This window comes from Streptomyces sp. SirexAA-E (assembly GCF_000177195.2).
Taxonomy (GTDB): domain Bacteria; phylum Actinomycetota; class Actinomycetes; order Streptomycetales; family Streptomycetaceae; genus Streptomyces; species Streptomyces flavovirens.
On sequence record NC_015953.1, the window covers coordinates 7,239,700 to 7,258,119 of the forward strand.

At 72.4% G+C, this 18,420-nt stretch carries 21 protein-coding genes; 10 read left to right on the forward strand and 11 right to left on the reverse strand.

The window, feature by feature from the left end; genetic code table 11:
- Positions 1–133: 133 nt before the first annotated feature.
- Complete coding sequence (locus SACTE_RS31620) at positions 134–1,495, reverse strand: GAF domain-containing SpoIIE family protein phosphatase (protein ID WP_014050095.1); 1,362 nt, start codon at positions 1,493–1,495, stop codon at positions 134–136.
- A gap of 152 nt (positions 1,496–1,647) precedes the next feature.
- Between SACTE_RS31620 and SACTE_RS31625 the strand changes: the two genes are divergently transcribed.
- A complete protein-coding gene (locus SACTE_RS31625; RefSeq protein WP_014050096.1) occupies positions 1,648–2,796 on the forward strand; it encodes a winged helix DNA-binding domain-containing protein in 1,149 nt (382 codons plus the stop codon).
- A gap of 47 nt (positions 2,797–2,843) precedes the next feature.
- Positions 2,844–3,851 carry an MsnO8 family LLM class oxidoreductase gene (locus tag SACTE_RS31630; protein WP_014050097.1) on the forward strand — a complete coding sequence of 336 codons (1,008 nt, stop codon included), beginning with the start codon at positions 2,844–2,846 and terminating at the stop codon, positions 3,849–3,851.
- A gap of 61 nt (positions 3,852–3,912) precedes the next feature.
- Here SACTE_RS31630 and SACTE_RS31635 read toward each other — a convergent pair whose 3' ends face one another.
- The 3 genes from SACTE_RS31635 to SACTE_RS31645 all read right to left on the reverse strand — a co-directional run bounded on the left by SACTE_RS31635 (position 3,913) and on the right by SACTE_RS31645 (position 6,295).
- Complete coding sequence (locus tag SACTE_RS31635; RefSeq protein ID WP_014050098.1) at positions 3,913–4,104, reverse strand: DUF6381 family protein; 192 nt, start codon at positions 4,102–4,104, stop codon at positions 3,913–3,915.
- A 104-nt stretch (positions 4,105–4,208) separates the two neighbouring features.
- Positions 4,209–4,829, reverse strand: a complete 621-nt coding sequence (locus tag SACTE_RS31640; protein ID WP_014050099.1) for an L-threonylcarbamoyladenylate synthase — start codon at positions 4,827–4,829, stop codon at positions 4,209–4,211.
- A gap of 104 nt (positions 4,830–4,933) precedes the next feature.
- Positions 4,934–6,295: an FAD-dependent oxidoreductase gene (locus SACTE_RS31645; RefSeq protein ID WP_014050100.1), complete on the reverse strand. Its 1,362-nt coding sequence runs from the start codon at positions 6,293–6,295 to the stop codon at positions 4,934–4,936.
- A 298-nt stretch (positions 6,296–6,593) separates the two neighbouring features.
- Between SACTE_RS31645 and SACTE_RS31650 the strand changes: the two genes are divergently transcribed.
- The 5 genes from SACTE_RS31650 to SACTE_RS31670 all read left to right on the forward strand — a co-directional run bounded on the left by SACTE_RS31650 (position 6,594) and on the right by SACTE_RS31670 (position 9,909).
- On the forward strand, positions 6,594–7,037 hold the full coding sequence (locus SACTE_RS31650; protein WP_014050101.1) for a nitroreductase family deazaflavin-dependent oxidoreductase: 444 nt from the start codon (positions 6,594–6,596) through the stop codon (positions 7,035–7,037).
- A 101-nt stretch (positions 7,038–7,138) separates the two neighbouring features.
- Positions 7,139–7,483 (forward strand): hypothetical protein, encoded by a 345-nt coding sequence (locus tag SACTE_RS31655; RefSeq protein ID WP_014050102.1) that lies wholly within the window; start codon positions 7,139–7,141, stop codon positions 7,481–7,483.
- Between the two features lie 118 nt (positions 7,484–7,601).
- On the forward strand, positions 7,602–8,279 hold the full coding sequence (locus tag SACTE_RS31660; protein ID WP_014050103.1) for an ABC transporter permease: 678 nt from the start codon (positions 7,602–7,604) through the stop codon (positions 8,277–8,279).
- Positions 8,276–8,953, forward strand: coding sequence for an ABC transporter permease (locus SACTE_RS31665; RefSeq protein WP_014050104.1), 678 nt, complete (start codon positions 8,276–8,278; stop codon positions 8,951–8,953). The genes SACTE_RS31660 and SACTE_RS31665 overlap by 4 nt, the downstream gene beginning before the upstream one ends.
- Complete coding sequence (locus SACTE_RS31670) at positions 8,950–9,909, forward strand: ABC transporter substrate-binding protein (RefSeq protein WP_014050105.1); 960 nt, start codon at positions 8,950–8,952, stop codon at positions 9,907–9,909. Before SACTE_RS31665 ends, SACTE_RS31670 begins: the two co-directional genes overlap by 4 nt.
- A gap of 4 nt (positions 9,910–9,913) precedes the next feature.
- On the opposite strand, the gene SACTE_RS31675 is transcribed toward SACTE_RS31670, so the two are convergent.
- On the reverse strand, positions 9,914–10,840 hold the full coding sequence (locus tag SACTE_RS31675) for a PmoA family protein (protein WP_014050106.1): 927 nt from the start codon (positions 10,838–10,840) through the stop codon (positions 9,914–9,916).
- A complete protein-coding gene (locus tag SACTE_RS31680; protein WP_014050107.1) occupies positions 10,837–11,988 on the reverse strand; it encodes a Gfo/Idh/MocA family oxidoreductase in 1,152 nt (383 codons plus the stop codon). Before SACTE_RS31680 ends, SACTE_RS31675 begins: the two co-directional genes overlap by 4 nt.
- A gap of 155 nt (positions 11,989–12,143) precedes the next feature.
- On the opposite strand from SACTE_RS31680, the gene SACTE_RS31685 reads away from it, so the two are divergent.
- On the forward strand, positions 12,144–12,419 hold the full coding sequence (locus SACTE_RS31685; protein WP_014050108.1) for a DUF2087 domain-containing protein: 276 nt from the start codon (positions 12,144–12,146) through the stop codon (positions 12,417–12,419).
- A gap of 80 nt (positions 12,420–12,499) precedes the next feature.
- On the opposite strand, the gene SACTE_RS31690 is transcribed toward SACTE_RS31685, so the two are convergent.
- On the reverse strand, positions 12,500–13,324 hold the full coding sequence (locus SACTE_RS31690) for an aldo/keto reductase (RefSeq protein ID WP_014050109.1): 825 nt from the start codon (positions 13,322–13,324) through the stop codon (positions 12,500–12,502).
- A gap of 120 nt (positions 13,325–13,444) precedes the next feature.
- Entirely contained in the window at positions 13,445–14,608 is a 1,164-nt protein-coding gene (locus tag SACTE_RS31695) for an ATP-binding cassette domain-containing protein (protein WP_014050110.1), read from the reverse strand.
- Positions 14,609–14,713: 105 nt separating this feature from the next.
- On the opposite strand from SACTE_RS31695, the gene SACTE_RS31700 reads away from it, so the two are divergent.
- Positions 14,714–16,015 carry an alpha/beta fold hydrolase gene (locus SACTE_RS31700; protein WP_014050111.1) on the forward strand — a complete coding sequence of 434 codons (1,302 nt, stop codon included), beginning with the start codon at positions 14,714–14,716 and terminating at the stop codon, positions 16,013–16,015.
- A gap of 22 nt (positions 16,016–16,037) precedes the next feature.
- Here the strand turns inward: SACTE_RS31700 and SACTE_RS31705 are convergent, their stop codons facing one another.
- A complete protein-coding gene (locus SACTE_RS31705) occupies positions 16,038–16,610 on the reverse strand; it encodes a rhodanese-like domain-containing protein (protein ID WP_014050112.1) in 573 nt (190 codons plus the stop codon).
- A 202-nt stretch (positions 16,611–16,812) separates the two neighbouring features.
- On the opposite strand from SACTE_RS31705, the gene SACTE_RS31710 reads away from it, so the two are divergent.
- Entirely contained in the window at positions 16,813–17,544 is a 732-nt protein-coding gene (locus SACTE_RS31710; RefSeq protein WP_019993732.1) for a PIG-L deacetylase family protein, read from the forward strand.
- Between the two features lie 13 nt (positions 17,545–17,557).
- Here the strand turns inward: SACTE_RS31710 and SACTE_RS31715 are convergent, their stop codons facing one another.
- Both SACTE_RS31715 and SACTE_RS31720 read right to left on the reverse strand, forming a co-directional pair.
- On the reverse strand, positions 17,558–17,818 hold the full coding sequence (locus SACTE_RS31715; RefSeq protein WP_014050114.1) for a hypothetical protein: 261 nt from the start codon (positions 17,816–17,818) through the stop codon (positions 17,558–17,560).
- The gene (locus SACTE_RS31720; protein ID WP_014050115.1) at positions 17,815–18,270 is read right to left on the reverse strand and encodes a membrane protein; all 456 of its coding nucleotides are present in this window, start codon (positions 18,268–18,270) and stop codon (positions 17,815–17,817) included. Before SACTE_RS31720 ends, SACTE_RS31715 begins: the two co-directional genes overlap by 4 nt.
- Between the last annotated feature and the right edge of the window lie 150 nt (positions 18,271–18,420).

Consider the following 18,420-nt stretch of genomic DNA (forward strand, 5'->3'; position numbering starts at 1 on the left):
CGGCTCCCTGCCGGATATGGTGTTTCTTGTAGGCCCCCGGTGCGGGGCCTTTTCTGTGGGCACACAGAAACATCCAATATACGCGAGAAAAGCCCCGGTCCGCCATGTGCGGGACCGGGGCTTTTCCGTACGGTCAGGAGCGGCTGCCGTCCGCACCGCCCGCCCCGGGGACGCGGAGGACGAGTACGGCCATGTCGTCGTGCCCGTCACCGGGGTAGTGGTCGGCCAGCGCGCCGCACAACCGCTCCAGCGGTTTGCCGACGAGTTGCCGCGCGGTCGCCGCGAGCGAGTCCAGCCCGCGCTGCAACGGCTGGTCGTGGCGCTCCACCACCCCGTCGGTGTACATGATCACGGTGCTGCCGGGGGCCAGGGCGTAGGTGTGGTCCGGCCTCCCGAGGTCCGCGTCCACCCCGAGCGGGACACCGGGCTCCGCCTCCAGGTAGCACGCGTCGCCGTCGGGCAGCAGCACCAGCGGCGGGGGATGGCCCGCGTTGCTCCAGCGCATCAGCCACCCGTCGTGCACCGGCTCGAAACGGCACACGCAGGCCGTGGTGACGGCGTGCCCACCGGTCGCCAGCATGATGCGGTCCAGCCGGCCCAGCGTGGCGCCCGGCGAGGCCGGTCCGTCGAACGACAGGGCCCGCAGCATGCTGCGGATCTGCGACATCGCGGCGGCGGCCTCGAGGTCATGGCCGATGACGTCCCCGATGACCGCCACACACGACCCGTCGTCCAGCTTGAACGCGTCGTACCAGTCGCCGCCCAGATGCCCCGGGGCGCTGGCCGGCCGGTAGACCGTGCACGACCGGAACGGCCCGAGGTCCAGCAGCCGTGGCAGCAGCAGTCGCTGGAACCGCTCGCTGCTCCGCTGCACCTGGAGGAACAGCCGCGCGTTCTCGATCGCCACGCCCGCAGTCCCGGCGAGCGCGCGGATCACGCCTTCGTCCTGTGCGTCGAACGGCTTCCCGTCCCGCCGGTCCGACAGGTACAGGTTGCCGTAGATCCGATCGCGTCCCGAGATCGCCACCCCGAGCAGCGTCCGCATCGGGGGATGGCCCGGCGGGAAGCCCGCCGACTCGGGGTGCCGGCCGATGTCGGGCACCCGGAGCGGTTCCGGATGGCGGATCAGGTGGCCCAGCAGGCCGCGGCCCCGGGGAAGTTCCACGCCCGCCAGGTCGTTCAGTTCCTGCGAGTCGAGACCGAGGGGGATGAACTCCGACAGGAACTCACCGCTGTCGTCCAGCACCCCCAGCGCCCCGTAACGCGCGCCCACCAGATCCATCGAGGTCCGTACGACCCGCCGCAGCACCGTCGGGAGGTCGAGGTCGCTGCTGATGCCCAGGACCGCTTCGAGCAGTCCCTGGAGGCTGCGTTGGGCGCGGGCCAAGGCGTGCATCTGCTCGGCGATGCGGTCCAGGTCCGAGCTCAGCGGCAGGTTCAGCAGCGACTCGTAGGGCACCTGGGGCGATGACTCCGCCTCCCCGTCCTCGTCCACCGGCTGTTTCCTTTCCGCCCGGGACCGACCGTCCGGCGTACGCCTGCGGCCATCGGACCACGGGAGCGGCCCCGCCCCTTCGACGGACCCACCCCGGTGGGCCACTTGGCGCACAGGTGCGACTCGATGGTGGACCCGCGGACAATCGCCGCATGGTCATCTCCGCATCGACTCTCAACCGGTCCACGCTCGCCCGGCAGTTGCTGCTGCGTCGCGAGCACCTCGACGCCGCCGACGCCGTGCGGCGCGTGGTCGCCCTCCAGGCGCAGCAGCCCGCCTCGCCGTACATCGCGCTGTGGAACCGCGTCGCCGGCTTCGATCCCGCGAGCCTCGACGAGGCCCTGGCCCACCTGCGCGCGGTCAGGTCGACGCTGATGCGGATCACCCTGCACATGGTCCACGCCGACGACTACCGGGCCTTCCGCGAGGCCATGGAACCCACCCTGCGGGGCTCCCGGCTCGGCGACCGGCGCTTCAGGGAGTCGGGGCTCACCGTGGCAGACGCCGAGGCGCTCCTCCCGGACCTGCTGCGTCACGCCGAACGTCCCTTCGACGCGAAGGAGTTGCACCTCCTGCTCGGCGAACTCCGGGGGACGCCGCTCGAACCGGCGGCCTGGCGCATGCTGCGGCAGTACGTGCCCTGGTGGCACGCCCCCGTCGGGGGGCCGTGGTCGTTCGGCGCCCGGCAGAGATACGTCGCGCCCGGCACGCCGCCCGTCCGCCGGACCGACGACGCGGCCGCCGCCGGCCTCGCCTCCCTGATCCTCCGGTACCTCGAAGGCTTCGGCCCGGCGACCCTCGCCGACATGGCGCAGTTCACGCTGGTCCGGCGGGCCCGGTTGCGCACCGCAGTGCAGACGCTCGCCGACCGCCTGGAGCGGCTGGACGGCCCCGACGGCACCGTGCTGTACGACGTACCCGGCGCACCCCGCCCGGACGCCGACACCCCGGCGCCGCCGCGGCTGATGGCGATGTGGGACAGCGTCCTGCTCGCGTACGCCGACCGGAGCCGTGTCGTCCCGCCCGCCTACCGCAGGGAGGTGATCCGGGTGAACGGCGACGTACTGCCCACCCTGCTGGTCGACGGCCGGGTCGCGGGGGTGTGGCGCCCTCTCGGTCCGGGCGTCGAGGTGAGCGCGTTCCACCCGCTGCCGGAGCGCGTCTGGGACGAACTGGCCGACGAGGCGAGTTCGCTGGCCGCCCTGCTCGCCGACCGCGACCCCGCGGCCTACCGCCGCTACGACCACTGGTGGGCCAAGGGGGTACCCGCCGTCGACACCAGACTGCTCCCCGGCACCTGAGCCGCCTCGGCCGGGAATCCCAACGGGCCCAGGACGTTGACAAGGAAGTGAGCCCTCTCGTCGCACCGCCCCGCCTCTCCTTCCTCGACCGCTCCCGGACCAGAAAGGGACACGACGCCCCGCAGGCGCTGCGGGACACCGTCCGGCTGGCCCGTACGGCGGAGGAGCTCGGCTACCACCGCTTCTGGGTGTCCGAGCACCACAGCGTGCCCGGAGTGGCCGGCTCGGCACCGACCGTACTGGCCGCCGCCGTCGCGGCCGCGACCTCCACCATCAGGGTCGGGACGGGTGGGGTGATGCTCCCCAACCACCAGCCGTTCGTCGTGGCCGAACAGTTCGGGGTGCTCGCCTCCCTGTTTCCCGGCCGGATCGACATGGGGCTGGGGCGATCCGTCGGCTTCACGGACGGTGTCCGCAGGGCGCTGGGCCGCGACAAGCGGGACGCGGACGGCTTCGCCGGGCAGCTCGCCGAGCTGCTCGGCTGGCTGGACGGAAGCCAGCAGGGGCACCCCCAGGTGCACGCCCGGCCCGCGGAGGGGCTGCACATCCCGCCGTACGTCCTGGCGACCGGGAAGGGGGCCGCGATCGCGGCGGCCGCGGGGCTTCCCCTGGTCATCGGTGATCTTCGCGACCGCGAACGGCTGACCGGTGCCGTCGAGGACTACCGGGACGCCTTCGTGCCCTCCGCGTGGGCCGAGAGACCTTATGTGATCGTGGCGGGCACCGTAGCCGTGGCCGGCACGCCCGACGCGGCCCGCCGCCTGCTCGTCCCCGAGGCATGGTCCATGGCGTACGCCCGCACCCACGGCACGTTCCCGCCGCTCCCGCCCGCCGAGGAGATCGAAGGGCTGACGATGACGGCCAGGGAAAGGAGACTCTTCGAGGACGGGCTGCGCGGGCAGCTCGCGGGGACCGAGGACACGGTGGCCGCCGCACTCGACCGGGTCGTCGAGGAGACCGGGGCCGACGAGCTCCTGGTCACCACCAGCACGTACGACCGTGCTGCCCTCGTCGATTCCATGACCCGGCTCGCCCGGATCGCCGGCCTGGGCTGAGACGGTGCGGTGCGGATCCGGAGCCCGCCAGGCCCAGGATCCGCACCGCACCGGTGCCCGGCTACTCCATCGGGTAGATGTCTCCGCTGGCCATTCCGCTGACCTGCTCGCTCTCCGCCTCGAGCCGACGCGCCTTGTCCTGGAGGCGCTTGCGCTCCCCGGGGTCGGCGGCCTGTTCGGCGGACTCCTGGAGATCCTTGGCCTTGTCACGCATCTGACGGGCACGTCCGTGCAGGTCGTCTGACTCGCTCATGATCACTCCCTGGGCTGTCGGGGCCGGCACCTCCACGGAACCAGGCCGACGGGGGTGCGCGCATCTCGGCAGGGCACGCACGGAGCGCCGGGGGACCCCCGCCGTCACTCGAACCGTGAGACGTCCCCGGCACCGCGCCGCACGATCTCCAGGTCGCCGTTGGAGAAGTCGATGACCGTGGTCGGTTCGGTGCCGCAGTCACCGGAGTCCAGAACGATGTCGACGACGTGGTCGAGGCGCTCCTTGATCTCCCAGCCCTGAGTCAGCGGCTCCTCCTCGTCGGGCAGGAGCAGCGTGCTGGAGAGCAGCGGCTCACCCAACTCCTCCAGCAGCGCCTGCGTGACGGTGTGATCGGGGATCCGGACGCCGACCGTCTTCTTCTTCGGGTGCAGCAGCTGCTTCGGCACCTCCTTGGTGGCGGGGAGGATGAAGGTGTAGCTGCCCGGGGTCGCCGCCTTCACGGTGCGGAACACGTCGTTGTCGATCTGCACGAACTGCCCCAGCTGTGCGAAGTTCTGGCACATGAGGGTGAAGTGGTGGCGGTCGTCGAGATCGCGGATGGACCGGATCCGGTCGATGCCGTCCCGACTGCCCAGCCGGGTCCCCAGGGCGTAGCAGGAGTCGGTCGGATACGCGATCAGCGCGTCGGACCGGATGCTGTCGGCCACGTTGCTGATGGTGCGGCGCTGCGGGTTCTCGGGATGTACGTCGAAATACTTCGCCATCCGCCGAGTCTACGGGTCGGCCGCCGACACGCGGACGCCCCGGACGCCACCGCGCCCCCGCGGCCCCTGGAAGGGGTGCGGGGGCGCGGGAACCGTGCGGTCGGTCAGGCTCCGGACGCGTCCAGCATGCCGTCGCGCTCGACGACCTTGATCCGCTCGCGCCCCTGCTCGGCACCGAGTGCCTGCTCGTGGGCGTCCAGACGGTGCCAGCCGTCCCGGGTGGTGTACCGGACGCCGCGCTGCTCCAGGAAGTCGACGACCGCGTCCGGGCCGGGCTCCGCGGGAGCGGGCAGCCGGCCGGCCGCGTGGTCCTCCAGCAGGCAGGCCACCGTCTCGTTGGCGTCGCCCTTGGTGTGGCCGATGAGGCCGATCGGGCCCCGCTTGATCCAGCCGGTGACGTACACCGAGGCCATGTGCTCGCCGCCGGCGACGACGCGGCCCGCCTCGTGCGGGACGGTGCCGGAGGAGACGTCGAAGGGGAGCTTGGGCAGCTCGTCCGAGTAGTAGCCCACCGCGCGGTAGACGCTCTGCACGTCCCAGTCGGTGAACCGGCCGGTGCCCTTGACGTTGCCCGTGCCGTCCAGCTCCGTGCGCTCGGTCCGCAGGGCGGTGACACGGCCGTCCTCACCGACGACCTCGACGGGGGACTCGAAGAAGTGCAGGAACAGCTTGTGCGGGCGGTCGCCCACGTCGCGGATCGCCCAGTTCTCCAGCGTGGAGGCCACCATGTTGGCCTGCTTGTTCTCGCGCCGGGTGGCGATCGAGCCCTCGTCGTAGTCGATGTCCTCGGGGTTGACGATGACCTCGATGTTCGGCGAGTGGTCCAGCTCGCGCAGCTCCATCGGGCTGAACTTGGCCTGGGCCGGTCCGCGCCGCCCGAAGACGTGCACCTCGAGCGCCTTGTTCGCCTTGAGGCCGTCGTACACGTTCGCCGGGATCTCGGTGGGGAGCAGCTCGTCCGCCGTCTTGGCGAGGATGCGGGCCACGTCCAGGGCCACGTTGCCCACGCCGAGCACGGCGACCTTCTCGGCCTCCAGGGGCCAGGTGCGCGGCACCTCGGGGTGGCCGTCGTACCAGGACACGAAGTCCGCCGCGCCGTAGGAGCCGTCGAGGTCGATGCCGGGTATGTCGAGGGCCCGGTCGGCCTCGGCGCCGGTGGAGAAGATCACCGCGTCGTAGAAGGACCGCAGGTCGTCCAGGTTGATGTCACGCGGGTAGTCGACATTGCCGAACAGTCGCAGCTGCGGCTTGTCCAGCACCTGGTGCAGCGCCTTGACGATCCCCTTGATCCGCGGGTGGTCCGGGGCGACGCCGTACCGGATCAGACCGAAGGGGGCGGGCATGCGCTCGAACAGGTCGATCGAGACACCCGGCTCCTGTGCGACCTCGGATTTGAGCAGCGCGTCCGCTGCGTAGATCCCGGCGGGGCCGGCTCCGACGATGGCGACGCGGACGGGGCGTGTCATGGCGTGTTGTTCCTTCGGGCGAACGAGCACGGACAGAGTGCAGCGGTAAGGCTTGGCTTACTCCGCTGCCCCCACGGTATGCCCTGCGCGGAAGAGGCTTGGGAGCGGGGCGGGCCCATATACCGGAAATAAGGGGACGTAACGCCTTAAGGGGCAACGGAAAAGTGCCGGAATCAGTCACCGGAATCCCACGCGGGCACCGCTGCGGCCGCTATCCGGGTGTCCTTCCGTGCCCTGCGGGGCAGACGGGACCATGATGGACCCACACCGCAGGACCGTGACGAGAGGACAGGCACCCATGCCGATCGAAGGCGAGTACGAGCCGAGCCCGACCCCGTGGGTCCGTGAACAGGTCGAACTCATCGAGAGCTCCGGCGGTACCGAGGGCATGACCATGCGGGACATGCCCGTCATCCTGCTGACGACGCGCGGGGCCAGGAGCGGCAAGGTCCGCAAGTCACCGCTCATGCGCGTCGAGCACGACGGGGAGTACGCCGTGGTGGCCTCCCTCGGAGGTGCCCCCAAGCACCCCGTCTGGTACTTCAACGTGCGGGCCGACCCGCACGTGGAGCTGCGTGACGGCACCAAGAAGCAGGACATGGTCGCGCGCGAGGTCACCGGCGAGGAGAAGGCCGTGTGGTGGGGCCGCGCCGTCGAGGCGTTCCCGGACTACGCCGACTACCAGAAGAAGACCGACCGCGAGATCCCCGTCTTCGTGCTCAGCCCCGAGCCCGGCCGCTGACCCGTTGGCGAGCCTGCTTCGGCGGTCGCACACGCAAAGCGGGCCTCACGTGCCGGACACGTGAGGCCCGTCGGCGGATCCGAGGACGGCAGGAGTCGGCCATGAGCACGTCCACCCCGGGAACCGGCGGAGCCGCCGACGAAGGGCCGGCGGCGGTCCGCACCGGGCACACCCATCTGTTCCCGGGGGCCCGGCTGCTGCTGCACGGTGCCGCGCCCGCCCTGCGGCCCCGGGCGCTGGAGCTGGAGTTCTCCGACGGCGTACAGGCCTCGGCCGAACTGCTCGCGCCCGTCCGCCCGGACGACCCGTGGATGCTCGCGGTCGAGAGCTACCGCACGGCGGCCGGCACCCCGCTGCCCGCCCGGTCCTGGCTCGTGGCAGGCGTCACCGACCGGGAGGACGGGGCCGAGCTCCGACTGGGAGGACGGCTGCCGGACACCCCCTGACCTCGCGCACCCCGCCCCGGACGGGCGGGACTTCCACCACACGCCCCAGGACCGCCCACCGGCCCCGAACAGGCGAACAGTACGCGCGACCGGCCCACACCCCGGCTCCAATGGACGGGTGACCGCACCCCCCGACGACTGCCTCGCGCGCAACGAGTGGATCTGCGGCGACTACCTCACCAGCCGGCGCGGCATCCTGATGGACGCCACGGTCCAGCACCTCCAGCTGACCGCCGTCTCCGTCCTGATCGGCCTCGTCATCGCGCTGCCCCTCGCCCTGGCGGCCCGCCACCGGCGCTGGGCGGCCGCACCCGTGCTCGGCGTGACGACCGTCCTCTACACCATCCCCTCGCTCGCGATGTTCTCGCTGCTGCTCCCGGTCTACGGGCTCTCGGCCACGCTCGTCGTCGCCGGCCTCGTCCTCTACTCGCTCACGCTGCTCGTCCGCAACATCCTCGCCGGGCTCCGCTCCGTGCCCGAGGAGACACGGCAGGCCGCGCGCGGTCTGGGCTACGGACCCCTCCGCCTCCTGCTCACCGTCGAACTGCCCCTCGCGCTCCCCGCCGCCATGGCCGGACTGCGCATCGCCACCGTCTCCGCCGTCTCACTGGTCACCGTCGGCGCGATCGTCGGCTTCGGCGGGCTGGGCAACCTCATCTACTCCGGCATGAACACCTACTTCAAGGCCCAGGTGCTCACCGCCTCCGTGCTGTGCGTGGTCATCGCCGTCGCCGCGGATCTGCTGCTGCTCGGCGCACAGCGGCTGCTGACCCCCTGGACGAGGAGAACCCCGTGAACGTCCTCGGAGACACCTGGTCCTGGCTCACCACCTCCGCCCACTGGTACGGCGCCGACGGGATCTGGACCCGGCTGGGGCAGCACCTCTTCCTCACCGTCGTATGCCTGCTGATCAGCTGCGCCCTCGCCCTCCCCGTGGCGCTCGTCCTCGGCCATCTCGGCAAGGGAGGCGCACTCGCCGTCAACATCTCCAACATCGGCCGGGCCGTCCCCACCTTCGCCGTCCTGGTCCTCCTGCTGCTCACCCCGATCGGATCGTCCGGCCAGTGGCCGACCGTGATCGCCCTCGTCCTCTTCTCGATCCCGCCCCTGCTGACCAACGCGTACGTCGGGATGCGCGAGGTCGACCCCGACGTCGTCCGCGCCGCCCGGGGCATGGGCATGACGGGATGGCAGATGCTGCGCCGGGTCGAGCTGCCGCTGGCCCTGCCCCTCGTCCTGACCGGCGTACGGATCGCCGCCGTGCAGCTCGTCGCCACCGCCACCCTCGCCGCCCTGGTCGGCGGCGGTGGGCTCGGCCGGATCATCACGGCCGGCTTCAACCTGGCCTCGACCCCGCAGGTCGTCGCCGGAGCCGTCCTCGTCGCCGTCTTCGCCCTGCTGGTCGAGGGACTGTTCGAAGCGGGACAGCGGCTCGCCCCCGCCCGCTTCCGTCGGCGGGAGACGGCATGACGAGCCGGCACCCGGGCGTCCGGGCCCTGCCCGCGCTGCTCCTGCTGCTCGTCACCGCCTGCACCACCGGGCCCAGCCTGGAGAACCAGGGCGACGTCACCGCACCGCCCGGCGACAGCAAGCACCTGACCATCGGCTCCGCGGGCTTCACCGAGAGCGACCTGCTCGCCCAGATGTACGCCCTCCTGCTGGAGCAGGCCGGCTACTCCACACGGATCCTGTCCGTCACCAACCGGGAGATCTACGAACCGGCCCTGGAGAGCGGCCAGATCGACGTCGTCCCGGAGTACGCGGCCACGTTCGCCGACTGGCTGAAGACCAAGGCCGACGGGGCCGACGCGGACCCGGTCGGCTCGCCCGACCTGGGCACCACCATGAAGGCCCTGCGCGCCCTCGCCGCACCCCGGGGCCTCACCGTGCTCCCGCCCGGCCGGGCCGTCGACCAGAACGCCTTCGCGGTCGCGGCGGCATACGCGGCGAAGCACCGCCTCGAAACGCTCAGCGACCTCGGGAGGTCCGGTCTGCCGGTACGGCTGGCGGCCGGGGACGAATGCGTGAAACGGCCCTACTGCGAACCCGGGTTGAAGAAGGTGTACGGCATCGACATCACCGCCGTCGACCCCAGGGGCGTCGGCACCACCCAGGCCAAGCAGGCCGTCCAGAACGGTCAGGACCAGATGGTCCTGACCACCACCACCGACGCCACCCTCGACGACTTCGGCCTGGTGCTGCTGGCCGACGACCGACACCTCCAGAACGCCGACTACCTCGTCCCCGTCGTCAACCGGGCGCGCGCGGGCAGCGGCGGCGTCCGCGACGCCCTGGGGAAGCTCAACACCGTCCTGACCACCGCCGACCTGGCCCGGATGAACGAGCAGGTCGACAGCTGGCGCAGGCTCCCCGAGGACGTCGCCCGCACCTACCTGGAGAACAAGGGACTCGTCCCGAAGGGCTGACCGCCTACCAGAGGAACGCGCCGACCCGGGACGCGACGCGTTCGCGGTCCCAGACCCCGTCCGCCACCAGCACCCGGTAGCGGCGGGCCAGCGTGGCGCCCGGCTCCAGGACCAGCTCCTCGTGGAAGGCGAGCGAGGGCGCGACGGCCGCGAACGGGGAGTCACGCACGAACCAGTGCGCCGGGTGCCCGCCGCCCTCGCCGGTGTGGTCGTTGCCGGGGGAATGGGCGAAGACCAGCGTCGCGTGTCCGTCGGCCCCGTCCGTCTCCCCGCAGTACGCCAACCACGGCGCCTGACGTCCCATCAGCTCCGGCCCCTCCGCGTCCGGCCCCAGGATCCGCCCGTCACGAAAGGCCCGGGGCCCCCGCCAGAACAGCCCGGTGTACCCCGCGTCGGGACGGCCGTGCGTCGTCGGACTGCCGAAGCGCAGCGGTTCCGCGCGCCGGTTCGTGACGGCGGTCGACCAGGTCAGTGCCCAGCTGCCGTCCGCCGGGTCGACGTCGTGCACCTCGATCCGGCGCGTCTCCACGGCCCAGAGGCCGCCACCGTACGGATGCCAGGTCAGCCGCTCGGTGAAGCGGGCCCCGACGTCGTCCACGGACACCTCGTCGAAGCCCGCGTGCGCCATCGAACCGACGCGCTCCGGCAGCGCGAGATACCCCTCGCCGTGGACGTAGGTGTTGCCGCCCCAGAGGTTCTGGCCCGACAGATGCGAGGCGGTCATCTGCAGGCCCTTGTGCCAGCGGTGGTCGTGGGGCCGGTAGTCCGTCACCACCTGGCCGGCCAGGGTGCGCAGCGGGTGGACGTACGGCTTCGGAGCCTCCCAGGCGGCCTCCGGCCGGTAGACGTAGCGCAGCAGTTCCGTCCCGCCCGCGACCGACACCGCCAGGTGGTCACCGTGATGGTGGACGAGCTCCAGTTGGTCCGTCACGCCGTGGCCTCCGCGGTCGGCGGCGGTGCGGGCGCCCAGCCGGGGGCGTCGCCGTGCAGGGCGCTGTAGTACGGATCACCGGGGACGATCTCGCCGGCCCGCACCGTGGCGCCGGTGAAGGCCGCCTTGTAGAGGGCGGCGACCAGTTCGAGGCTCTTCCGGCCGTCACCACCGCTGCTGCGCGGCCGACGGCCGGCCCGCAGGTCCGCGAGAAGGCCGCGCAGCTGCGCCTCGTGCGAGCTGGGCACGTCGGCGCCGAAATCCGTCCAGGACGAGGCGAGTCCGTCAGGCACGCCGGGGGCCGGGGTGATCCGCCAGTCCGCGTTGCGGTGTCCGTACAGGTGGGTGAGCTCGACCGTGGCGCGCTCGCAGTCGATGCGGATCCGGCTGACCTCGTCCGGGCTGAGCACACTGTTGACGACCGTGGCCATCGCCCCGCTCCGGAAGCGGACCAGCGCGGTGGAGACGTCCTCCGTCTCGACGTCGTGCACCAGCCGCCCGGCCATCGCGTGGATCTCCGCCCACGGCCCCAGCAGATCGAGCAGCAGATCCATCTGGTGGATGCCGTGCCCCATCGCGGGACCGCCGCCCTCGCTGTCCCAACCCCCGCGCCAGGGGACGGAGTAGTACGCCTCGTCGCGGTACCAGGTGGTCTGGCAGTGGGCCACCAGCGGTCGTCCCAAAGCCTGTCGCGCCAGCAGCTCCCGCACATGCCCGGCGCCAGAGCCGAAGCGGTGCTGGAAGACGATCGCCGCGTACGGGCCACCGCCCCCTGGACCCTCCGCCGCCTCGATCGCGTCGAAGTCCTCCAGCGACGGGCACGGAGGCTTCTCGCACCACACCCACGCCCCGGCGCGCAGCGCGGCCACGGCCTGGTCGCGGTGGAACCTCGGCGGGGTGCAGAGCGAGACCAGGTCCGGCCGCTGCTCGGCGAGCATCCGGTCGAGGTCGGTGTACGGGTGGGGGATGCCCGCCTCCGCACAGAAGGCATCGACCGCGGCCTGGGCCACGTCGACCGCGGCGACGATCTCCAGCGGCTGTTCGGCGGCGAGCGCGGTCAGCGCGGGCAGATGGCCGACGCGAGCGATCGCGCCCGTACCGACGATCGCGACCCGTACCGGCCCACGGCCGGAACCCTGGCCGGGCATGACGAACACCCCCTGAGGCGGAGAGAGGTGGCGCCCACCGGATAGCAAGCGCTTTCCCACGGAAACCTAGGCTTCGGGGGAGAGGCCGGTCAAGAGGGTGGGCGGGCCGGGGAAATCGGGTTGCCCCGCCACCCCGGCCCTGCCACGCTTCCGGCATGTCCGACACCGATACCCGCGGTTCGCACCAGGTGGCCGCGCTCTTCTCGCGAGGGCGCCTGACGGCGATCCCGCGCAAGCCCGCCCGGCGTGAACAGCTGCTGGCGCACCTGGCCGAGACCCTGTTCGAGCGCGACCGCGCCTACACCGAGCGCGAGGTGAACGACGCGCTGCGTACCGTGCACGAGGACTGCTCGGCGCTGCGCCGCTATCTGGTGGTCGCCGGCTTCCTCGTACGCCCCAGGGACGGAAGCAGTTACCGGCGCGGCAGATGAGTGGCAGTCGTCCTGCGCGGGGGATGCCGCCCGGCCTCGCGGGTGCGCCCGACGGCGTGTCAGTGGCCCGGTCGACTCGCTCAGTTGAGCGTGTCGGGGTCCGGTCCGGTGCGCATGCCGCGGTCCAGGCCCGCGATCGCCGCCATGTCGGCGTCCGACAGCTCGAAGTCGAAGACGTCGATGTTCTGCCGGATGCGGGCGGGCGTGACCGACTTGGGGATCACGACGTTGCCGAGCTGGAGGTGCCAGCGCAGGACCACCTGGGCCGGCGTCTTCCCGTGGCGTTCCGCGAGGGAGACCAGCACCTCGTCGTCGAGCAGCGCGCCCTGGGCGAGCGGGCTCCACGCCTCGGTGGCGATGCCGTGCTCGGCGTGCAGGGCGCGCAGTTCGTTCTGCTGGAGGCCCGGGTGCAGCTCGATCTGGTTGACGGCCGGTAGGAGGGATGACGCGTCGATCAGCCTCCGCAGATGGGCCGGCTGGAAGTTGGAGACGCCGGCCGCCCGGATCCGGCCGTCGGCCGCCAGCTTCTCCAAGGCGCGCCAGGTGTCGAGGTAGAGGTCGCGGGCGGGCGTGGGCCAGTGGATGAGGTAGAGGTCGACGTGGTCGAGGCCGAGCTTGTCCAGGCTCGCGTCGAAGGCGGCGAGCGTCGCGTCGTGGCCCTGGTCGTCGTTCCACAGCTTGGTGGTGACGAACAGCTCGTCGCGGGGTATCCCGGACTGGGCCAGCGCGCGGCCGACGCCGGCCTCGTTGCCGTAGACGGCGGCGGTGTCGATGGAGCGGTAGCCCGCTTCCAGTGCACTGGTCACCACGGCCGTGGTCTCCTCGTCGGGGACCTGGAAGACGCCGAATCCGAGCTGCGGGACGGTCGTGCCGTTGTTGAGCGTGACGGTGGGGGAGGAGGGCATGGTGCGTCCTTCCTGGGATCGGCCGAACCGATCTGCGTGCGGTGGTTACAGGCGTAGACAATAGTTGCAAGCGCGGGTTAAAGGCAAGCGCTGCTCACTGTTGTGCCTGTGACGGGACGCTCAGGCGTCGGCGACCGAGTCGAAGCTGACCTCGCCGCGGCCCACGCCCCGCGCGTCCGCGTCGACCGACCGCCGGAGAGCCTCGTGCAGCTTCGCCGGGGTGAGCACTCCGAGGAAGCGTGCCCCGTCGAGCACCGCCACCCATCCGGCGTCGTGCTGGAGCATCTCGCTGAAGGCCTGCTTCAACGGGGCGCCGACGGGGACCCACGCGTCCATGCGCCGGGCCAGGTCACCCACCGTCCCGCCGCCCCCGGCACCGTGCAGGGCGTCCGCCGCCACCCAGCCGTGCAGGTCACCCTCCTCGTTCAGGACGACGGCCCAGCGCGCCCCCAGGCCGGTGAGCCGTTCGGCGGCGGCCCGCGCGGGCTCGCCCACGTGCGCGGTCGGCGGCTCCTCCAGGTCCTCCGGCTCGATCGCGGTGACCGAGAGCCGCTTCAGGCCGCGGTCGGCGCCGACGAACTGGGCCACATACGGTGTCGCCGGGGTGCCGAGGACCGCGCCCGGACGGTCGTACTGCTCGATCCGCCCCTTCCCGTACACCGCGATACGGTCTCCCATCCGGACCGCTTCCTCGATGTCGTGCGTCACCAGCAGGACGGTCTTCCTGACCGTCGACTGGAGCCTCAGGAACTCGTTCTGCAGGCGCTCGCGCACCACCGGGTCCACCGCGCCGAACGGTTCGTCCATCAGCAGCACCGGCGGGTCCGCGGCCAGCGCCCGGGCCACGCCCACCCGCTGGCGCTCCCCGCCGGAGAGCTGGGAGGGATAGCGCGGGCCGTACGTCTTCGGGTCCAGGCCCACCAGGTCCAGCAGCTCCGCCGCCCGTCGGCGCGCCCGGTCGCGCTTCCAGCCGACGAGGGCCGGCACGGTCGCGGTGTTGTCCAGCACGGTCCGGTGGGGGAAGAGGCCGACCTGCTGGATCACATAGCCGATCCGGCGGCGCAACCGCACCGGGTCGACCGTGGAGATGTCCTCGCCGTCCACCAGGATCCGGCCCGACGTCGGCTCGATCAACCGGTTCACCATCATCATCGTGGTGGTCTTCCCGCAGCCCGACGGGCCGACGAGCGTGACCAGCTCGCCCTTCTCGACCTCGAAGGTCAGCCCGTCGACCGCGCTGGTCCCGTCCGGATAGACCTTGCCGACCTGCTCGAACCGGATCATGTGTGCACGGTAGGAGTCGCCGGAGCCCCGTGCACACGGGCCGGGACCGACCGGGTCACGGCGGTGTGCTGAACTGTCCGGGAACCATCGGAAACAGGAGCCCCCTTGCACAGCTTTCGCCACCCCGGCCTCGTCCTCACCGACCACCGGTTCACGGTCCCGCTCGACCACGACGACCCGGGCGGCGAGGAGATCGAGATCTTCGCCCGGGAAGCCGTCGCGGCGTCCAAGGCGGACGAGAGCCTGCCCTGGCTGGTCTACCTGGAGGGCGGCCCCGGATTCGGCGCCCGCCGTTTCGTCGGCACCGAGGCCTGGCTCGGCCGGGCCGTGCAGGAGTTCCGGGTGCTGCTCCTGGACCAGCGCGGGACGGGACTGTCCACCCCGGCCAACCGCCAGACCCTGCCACTGCGCGGCGGCCCCCGCGAGCAGGCCGACTACCTGGCCCACTTCCGTTCGGACAGCATCGTCCGCGACTGCGAGCTGATCCGCCCGCAGCTCACCGGGGGCGCGCCCTGGACCGTCCTCGGGCAGTCCTTCGGCGGCTTCTGTGCCGTCCGCTACCTCTCGGCCGCCCCCGAGGGGCTGGAACAGGTCCTGATCACGGGCGGACTGCCGTCCCTGGACGCGCACGCCGACGACGTCTACCGGGCGGCGTACCCCCGGATCGAACGCAAGGTCGCCGCGCACTACGCCCACTACCCGCAGGACGTCGAGCGGGCCCGCGCGATCACCGCGTACCTCGCCGAGCACCGCTCCGACAGCGCGGGCCACCGTCTGACCCCCGAGGGCTTCCAGTCGCTCGGCATCCTGCTGGGCGGCGGCACCGGCAGCCATCAGCTCCACCACCTCCTGGAGAACGCCTTCGTCACCGGGCCGCACGGCACCGAGCTCTCCGACACCTTCCAGGAGGCCGTGCGGACGGCCACCTCGTTCGCCGGCCACCCGCTGTACGCCCTGATGCACGAGGCGATCTACGGCCAGGGCGAGCGGCCCACCGGCTGGTCCGCCGAACGGGTCCGCGCCGAGTTCCCGCAGTTCGACGCCGCCGCCTCACTGGCCGGCCGAGGGCCCGTCCTGTTCACCGGCGAGAGCATCCACCCCTGGCACTTCGAGGTCGACCCCGCCCTGCGCCCGCTGCGCGAGACCGCCGAGCTGCTCGCCGCCCGCACCGACTGGCCCGCCCTGTACGACACCGCCCGGCTCGCGGCCAACGAGGTGCCCGTCGCCGCGGCCGTCTACCACGACGACATGTACGTGGACACGGGTCACGCGCTGCGCACCGCCGCCTCGATCCGGGGCCTGCGCACCTGGGTGACCAGCGAGTTCGAGCACGACGGGCTGCGCGCGGGCGGCCCCCGTGTGCTGGACCGGCTGCTCGCCCTCGTGCGGGGCGAGAGCGACCGGTAGCCGCCTTCGCACCGACGGGGCGTCAGCGCTGGAGGGCGTCCAGCGTCGCGTCCAGGTCCGCTTCGGCATGCGGCGCGCGGTTGTACGGGAGCCTGGACAGTGCCGCCGCCATGCCGCAGGTGTCGCTCACCGCGGAGTAGACCAGGCCCGCGCCGATGCCCGCCGAGAGCCAGCGCGCGGCGGGCAGGCGCCGGCCCGCCAGCAGCCCGGCCACCACCAGTGAACCGGCGGCCAGCCGCACCTGGCGCTCCAACGGCCAGGTGGCCCGGGCACCCTCCGGCCGGTCCAGGCCGTGCCCGTCGCTCTCCCAGGCGGAGGTCCCACCGGCCAGCGTGGTGGCCTCGATGTCGGCGTCGGCGAGGATCTCGCAGGCCCGGGTGGAGCGCACGCCGGAGGCGCACACCACCAGCAGGGAACCTCGGGCCGAGGCGGACTTCAGAGCGGGTACCGCCTCCGGGAGGCGGTCGAGCGGGACGTTCAGGGCGCCGGGCACATGCCCGGAGGCGTACTCGCCGGGCCCCCGCACGTCGATGACGGTGAACTCCTCCAGACGGGCTGCGGCCTGGGCGGGGGAGAGAGTGGCGGGGCTTGTCACGAGCGGGTTCCTTTCGTTCGCCGGGGCGGGAGAGGGCCGGAACTCTGCCGTCGGTCCGTCCGCCCCGGACCTGAAGAATACCCCTAGGGGTATGTCCCCCGGCGGTGGCTCGCGCGTGGCGGCCCGACCGCAGGGTCCTCCGGCTCCCCTGCCCTGATCCGCCTCCGGAATGCGGCACACCCCCCTCGATAACCTGCGGGGTATGACACAGCAGCTGGAACCCATGCCCACCGACTGGCAGCGGGCGCTCGCGGTCGTTGCCCACCCCGACGACCTGGAGTACGGCTGCGCGGCGGCCGTCGCCGGCTGGACAGACGAAGGCCGCGAGGTCACCTACCTCCTCGCGAGCCGCGGAGAGGCAGGGATCGACACCATCGCCCCCCAGGAGTGCGCCCCCTTGCGGGAGCGGGAACAGCGCGCGAGCGCCGCCGCCGTGGGCGTTGGCACCGTGGAGTTCCTCGACCACCGCGACGGGGTGATCGAATACGGTACGGCGCTGCGCCGCGACATCGCGGCGGCCGTCCGCCGCCACCGGCCCGAGCTGGTCATCACCCTCAACCACCGTGACACCTGGGGCGGTGCCACCTGGAACACCCCCGACCACCGTGCGGTCGGCCGCGCCACCCTGGACGCCGCGGGTGACGCGGGCAACCGCTGGATCTTCCCCGAGCTGACCGAGCAGGGGCTGGAACCGTGGGACGGGGTGCGCTGGGTCGCCGTCGCGGGCACCGACCGGCCCACCCACGCGGTCGACGCGACCGCCGGGTTCGAACGGTCGGTGCGCTCGCTGCTCTCCCACCGGACGTACATCGAGGTCCTGACGGACGAGGACCCCGAGGCGTACTGCCGGACCCTTCTGACCGGTATGACCGAGGCGGCCGCCGAACGCTTCGGTGGTCGCCCGGCCGTCACCTTCGAGGTCTTCGCGCGATGACGCCGGGCGGGTGTCAGGCCCGCGCGGGAGGCCGCCCGAGCGAACGGAGCGCGAGCAGCCCGCCCACGCCCGGCAGCAGCGCGCAACCCTTCGCCGCACCGCTCGCGCCGGGCGTGCGGAAGACCAGGACGACCACGAGGAGGTAGGCGCAGCCGTGCACCGGCCCGGCGAGCGAGGAGACCGCCGGCAGGTGCACCGTCACCAGGTTGGCCAGCAGGACGAGGAGGGACAGGAGCTCGGCGCGAGCCGCGATCCGCAGCGCACGCACGGTCATGCCCCCGTCGTGGAGCCGGGGCGGACGATCATGAGCACGGTGACCGTCGCCCAGAGCAGATTGAACAGGCCGGTGTACATGCCGAGCCGACGCGTCAGCGCCGGGGCGTCCGGGCCGGTGGCCGACAGCAGTGTGTGCTGGCGCGGCAGGACCAGCAGGGCCAGCACGGCGGCCGCCGACGCGGTGAGCACCACGGAGGTGATGAGCCAGGCGTCGCCCAGGACTCCGAGACCGCTCGCCGTGGCGAAGCCGAAGACGGGGACGGCGATGCCGACGCCCGCGTAGACGCGGCAGATGCGGTACAGGGTCTCCAGGACGGCGGTCGCCCGGGCGTCCTGTGGGTGGGCGAGGGCCCGCCGGGCGGCGGGCGGGAACATGCTGGCCGCCACGGTCACGGGGCCGACGGCGACGATCGCCGCCAGTACGTGCACGGCCAGGAGGAACTTGGTCACGGGACAGGACTTTCAGGTCGGGTGGGCGGAGCGGCACGGAGGTGGCGGCCGGTGCCCGCCGCACGGTCGGGGCGGGCAGCGGTCCCGCGGTGCGCGATGCCGCGTCCATCGGGTCCGGATGCGGCCGCCACCGACGCTAAGCGGCTCGCC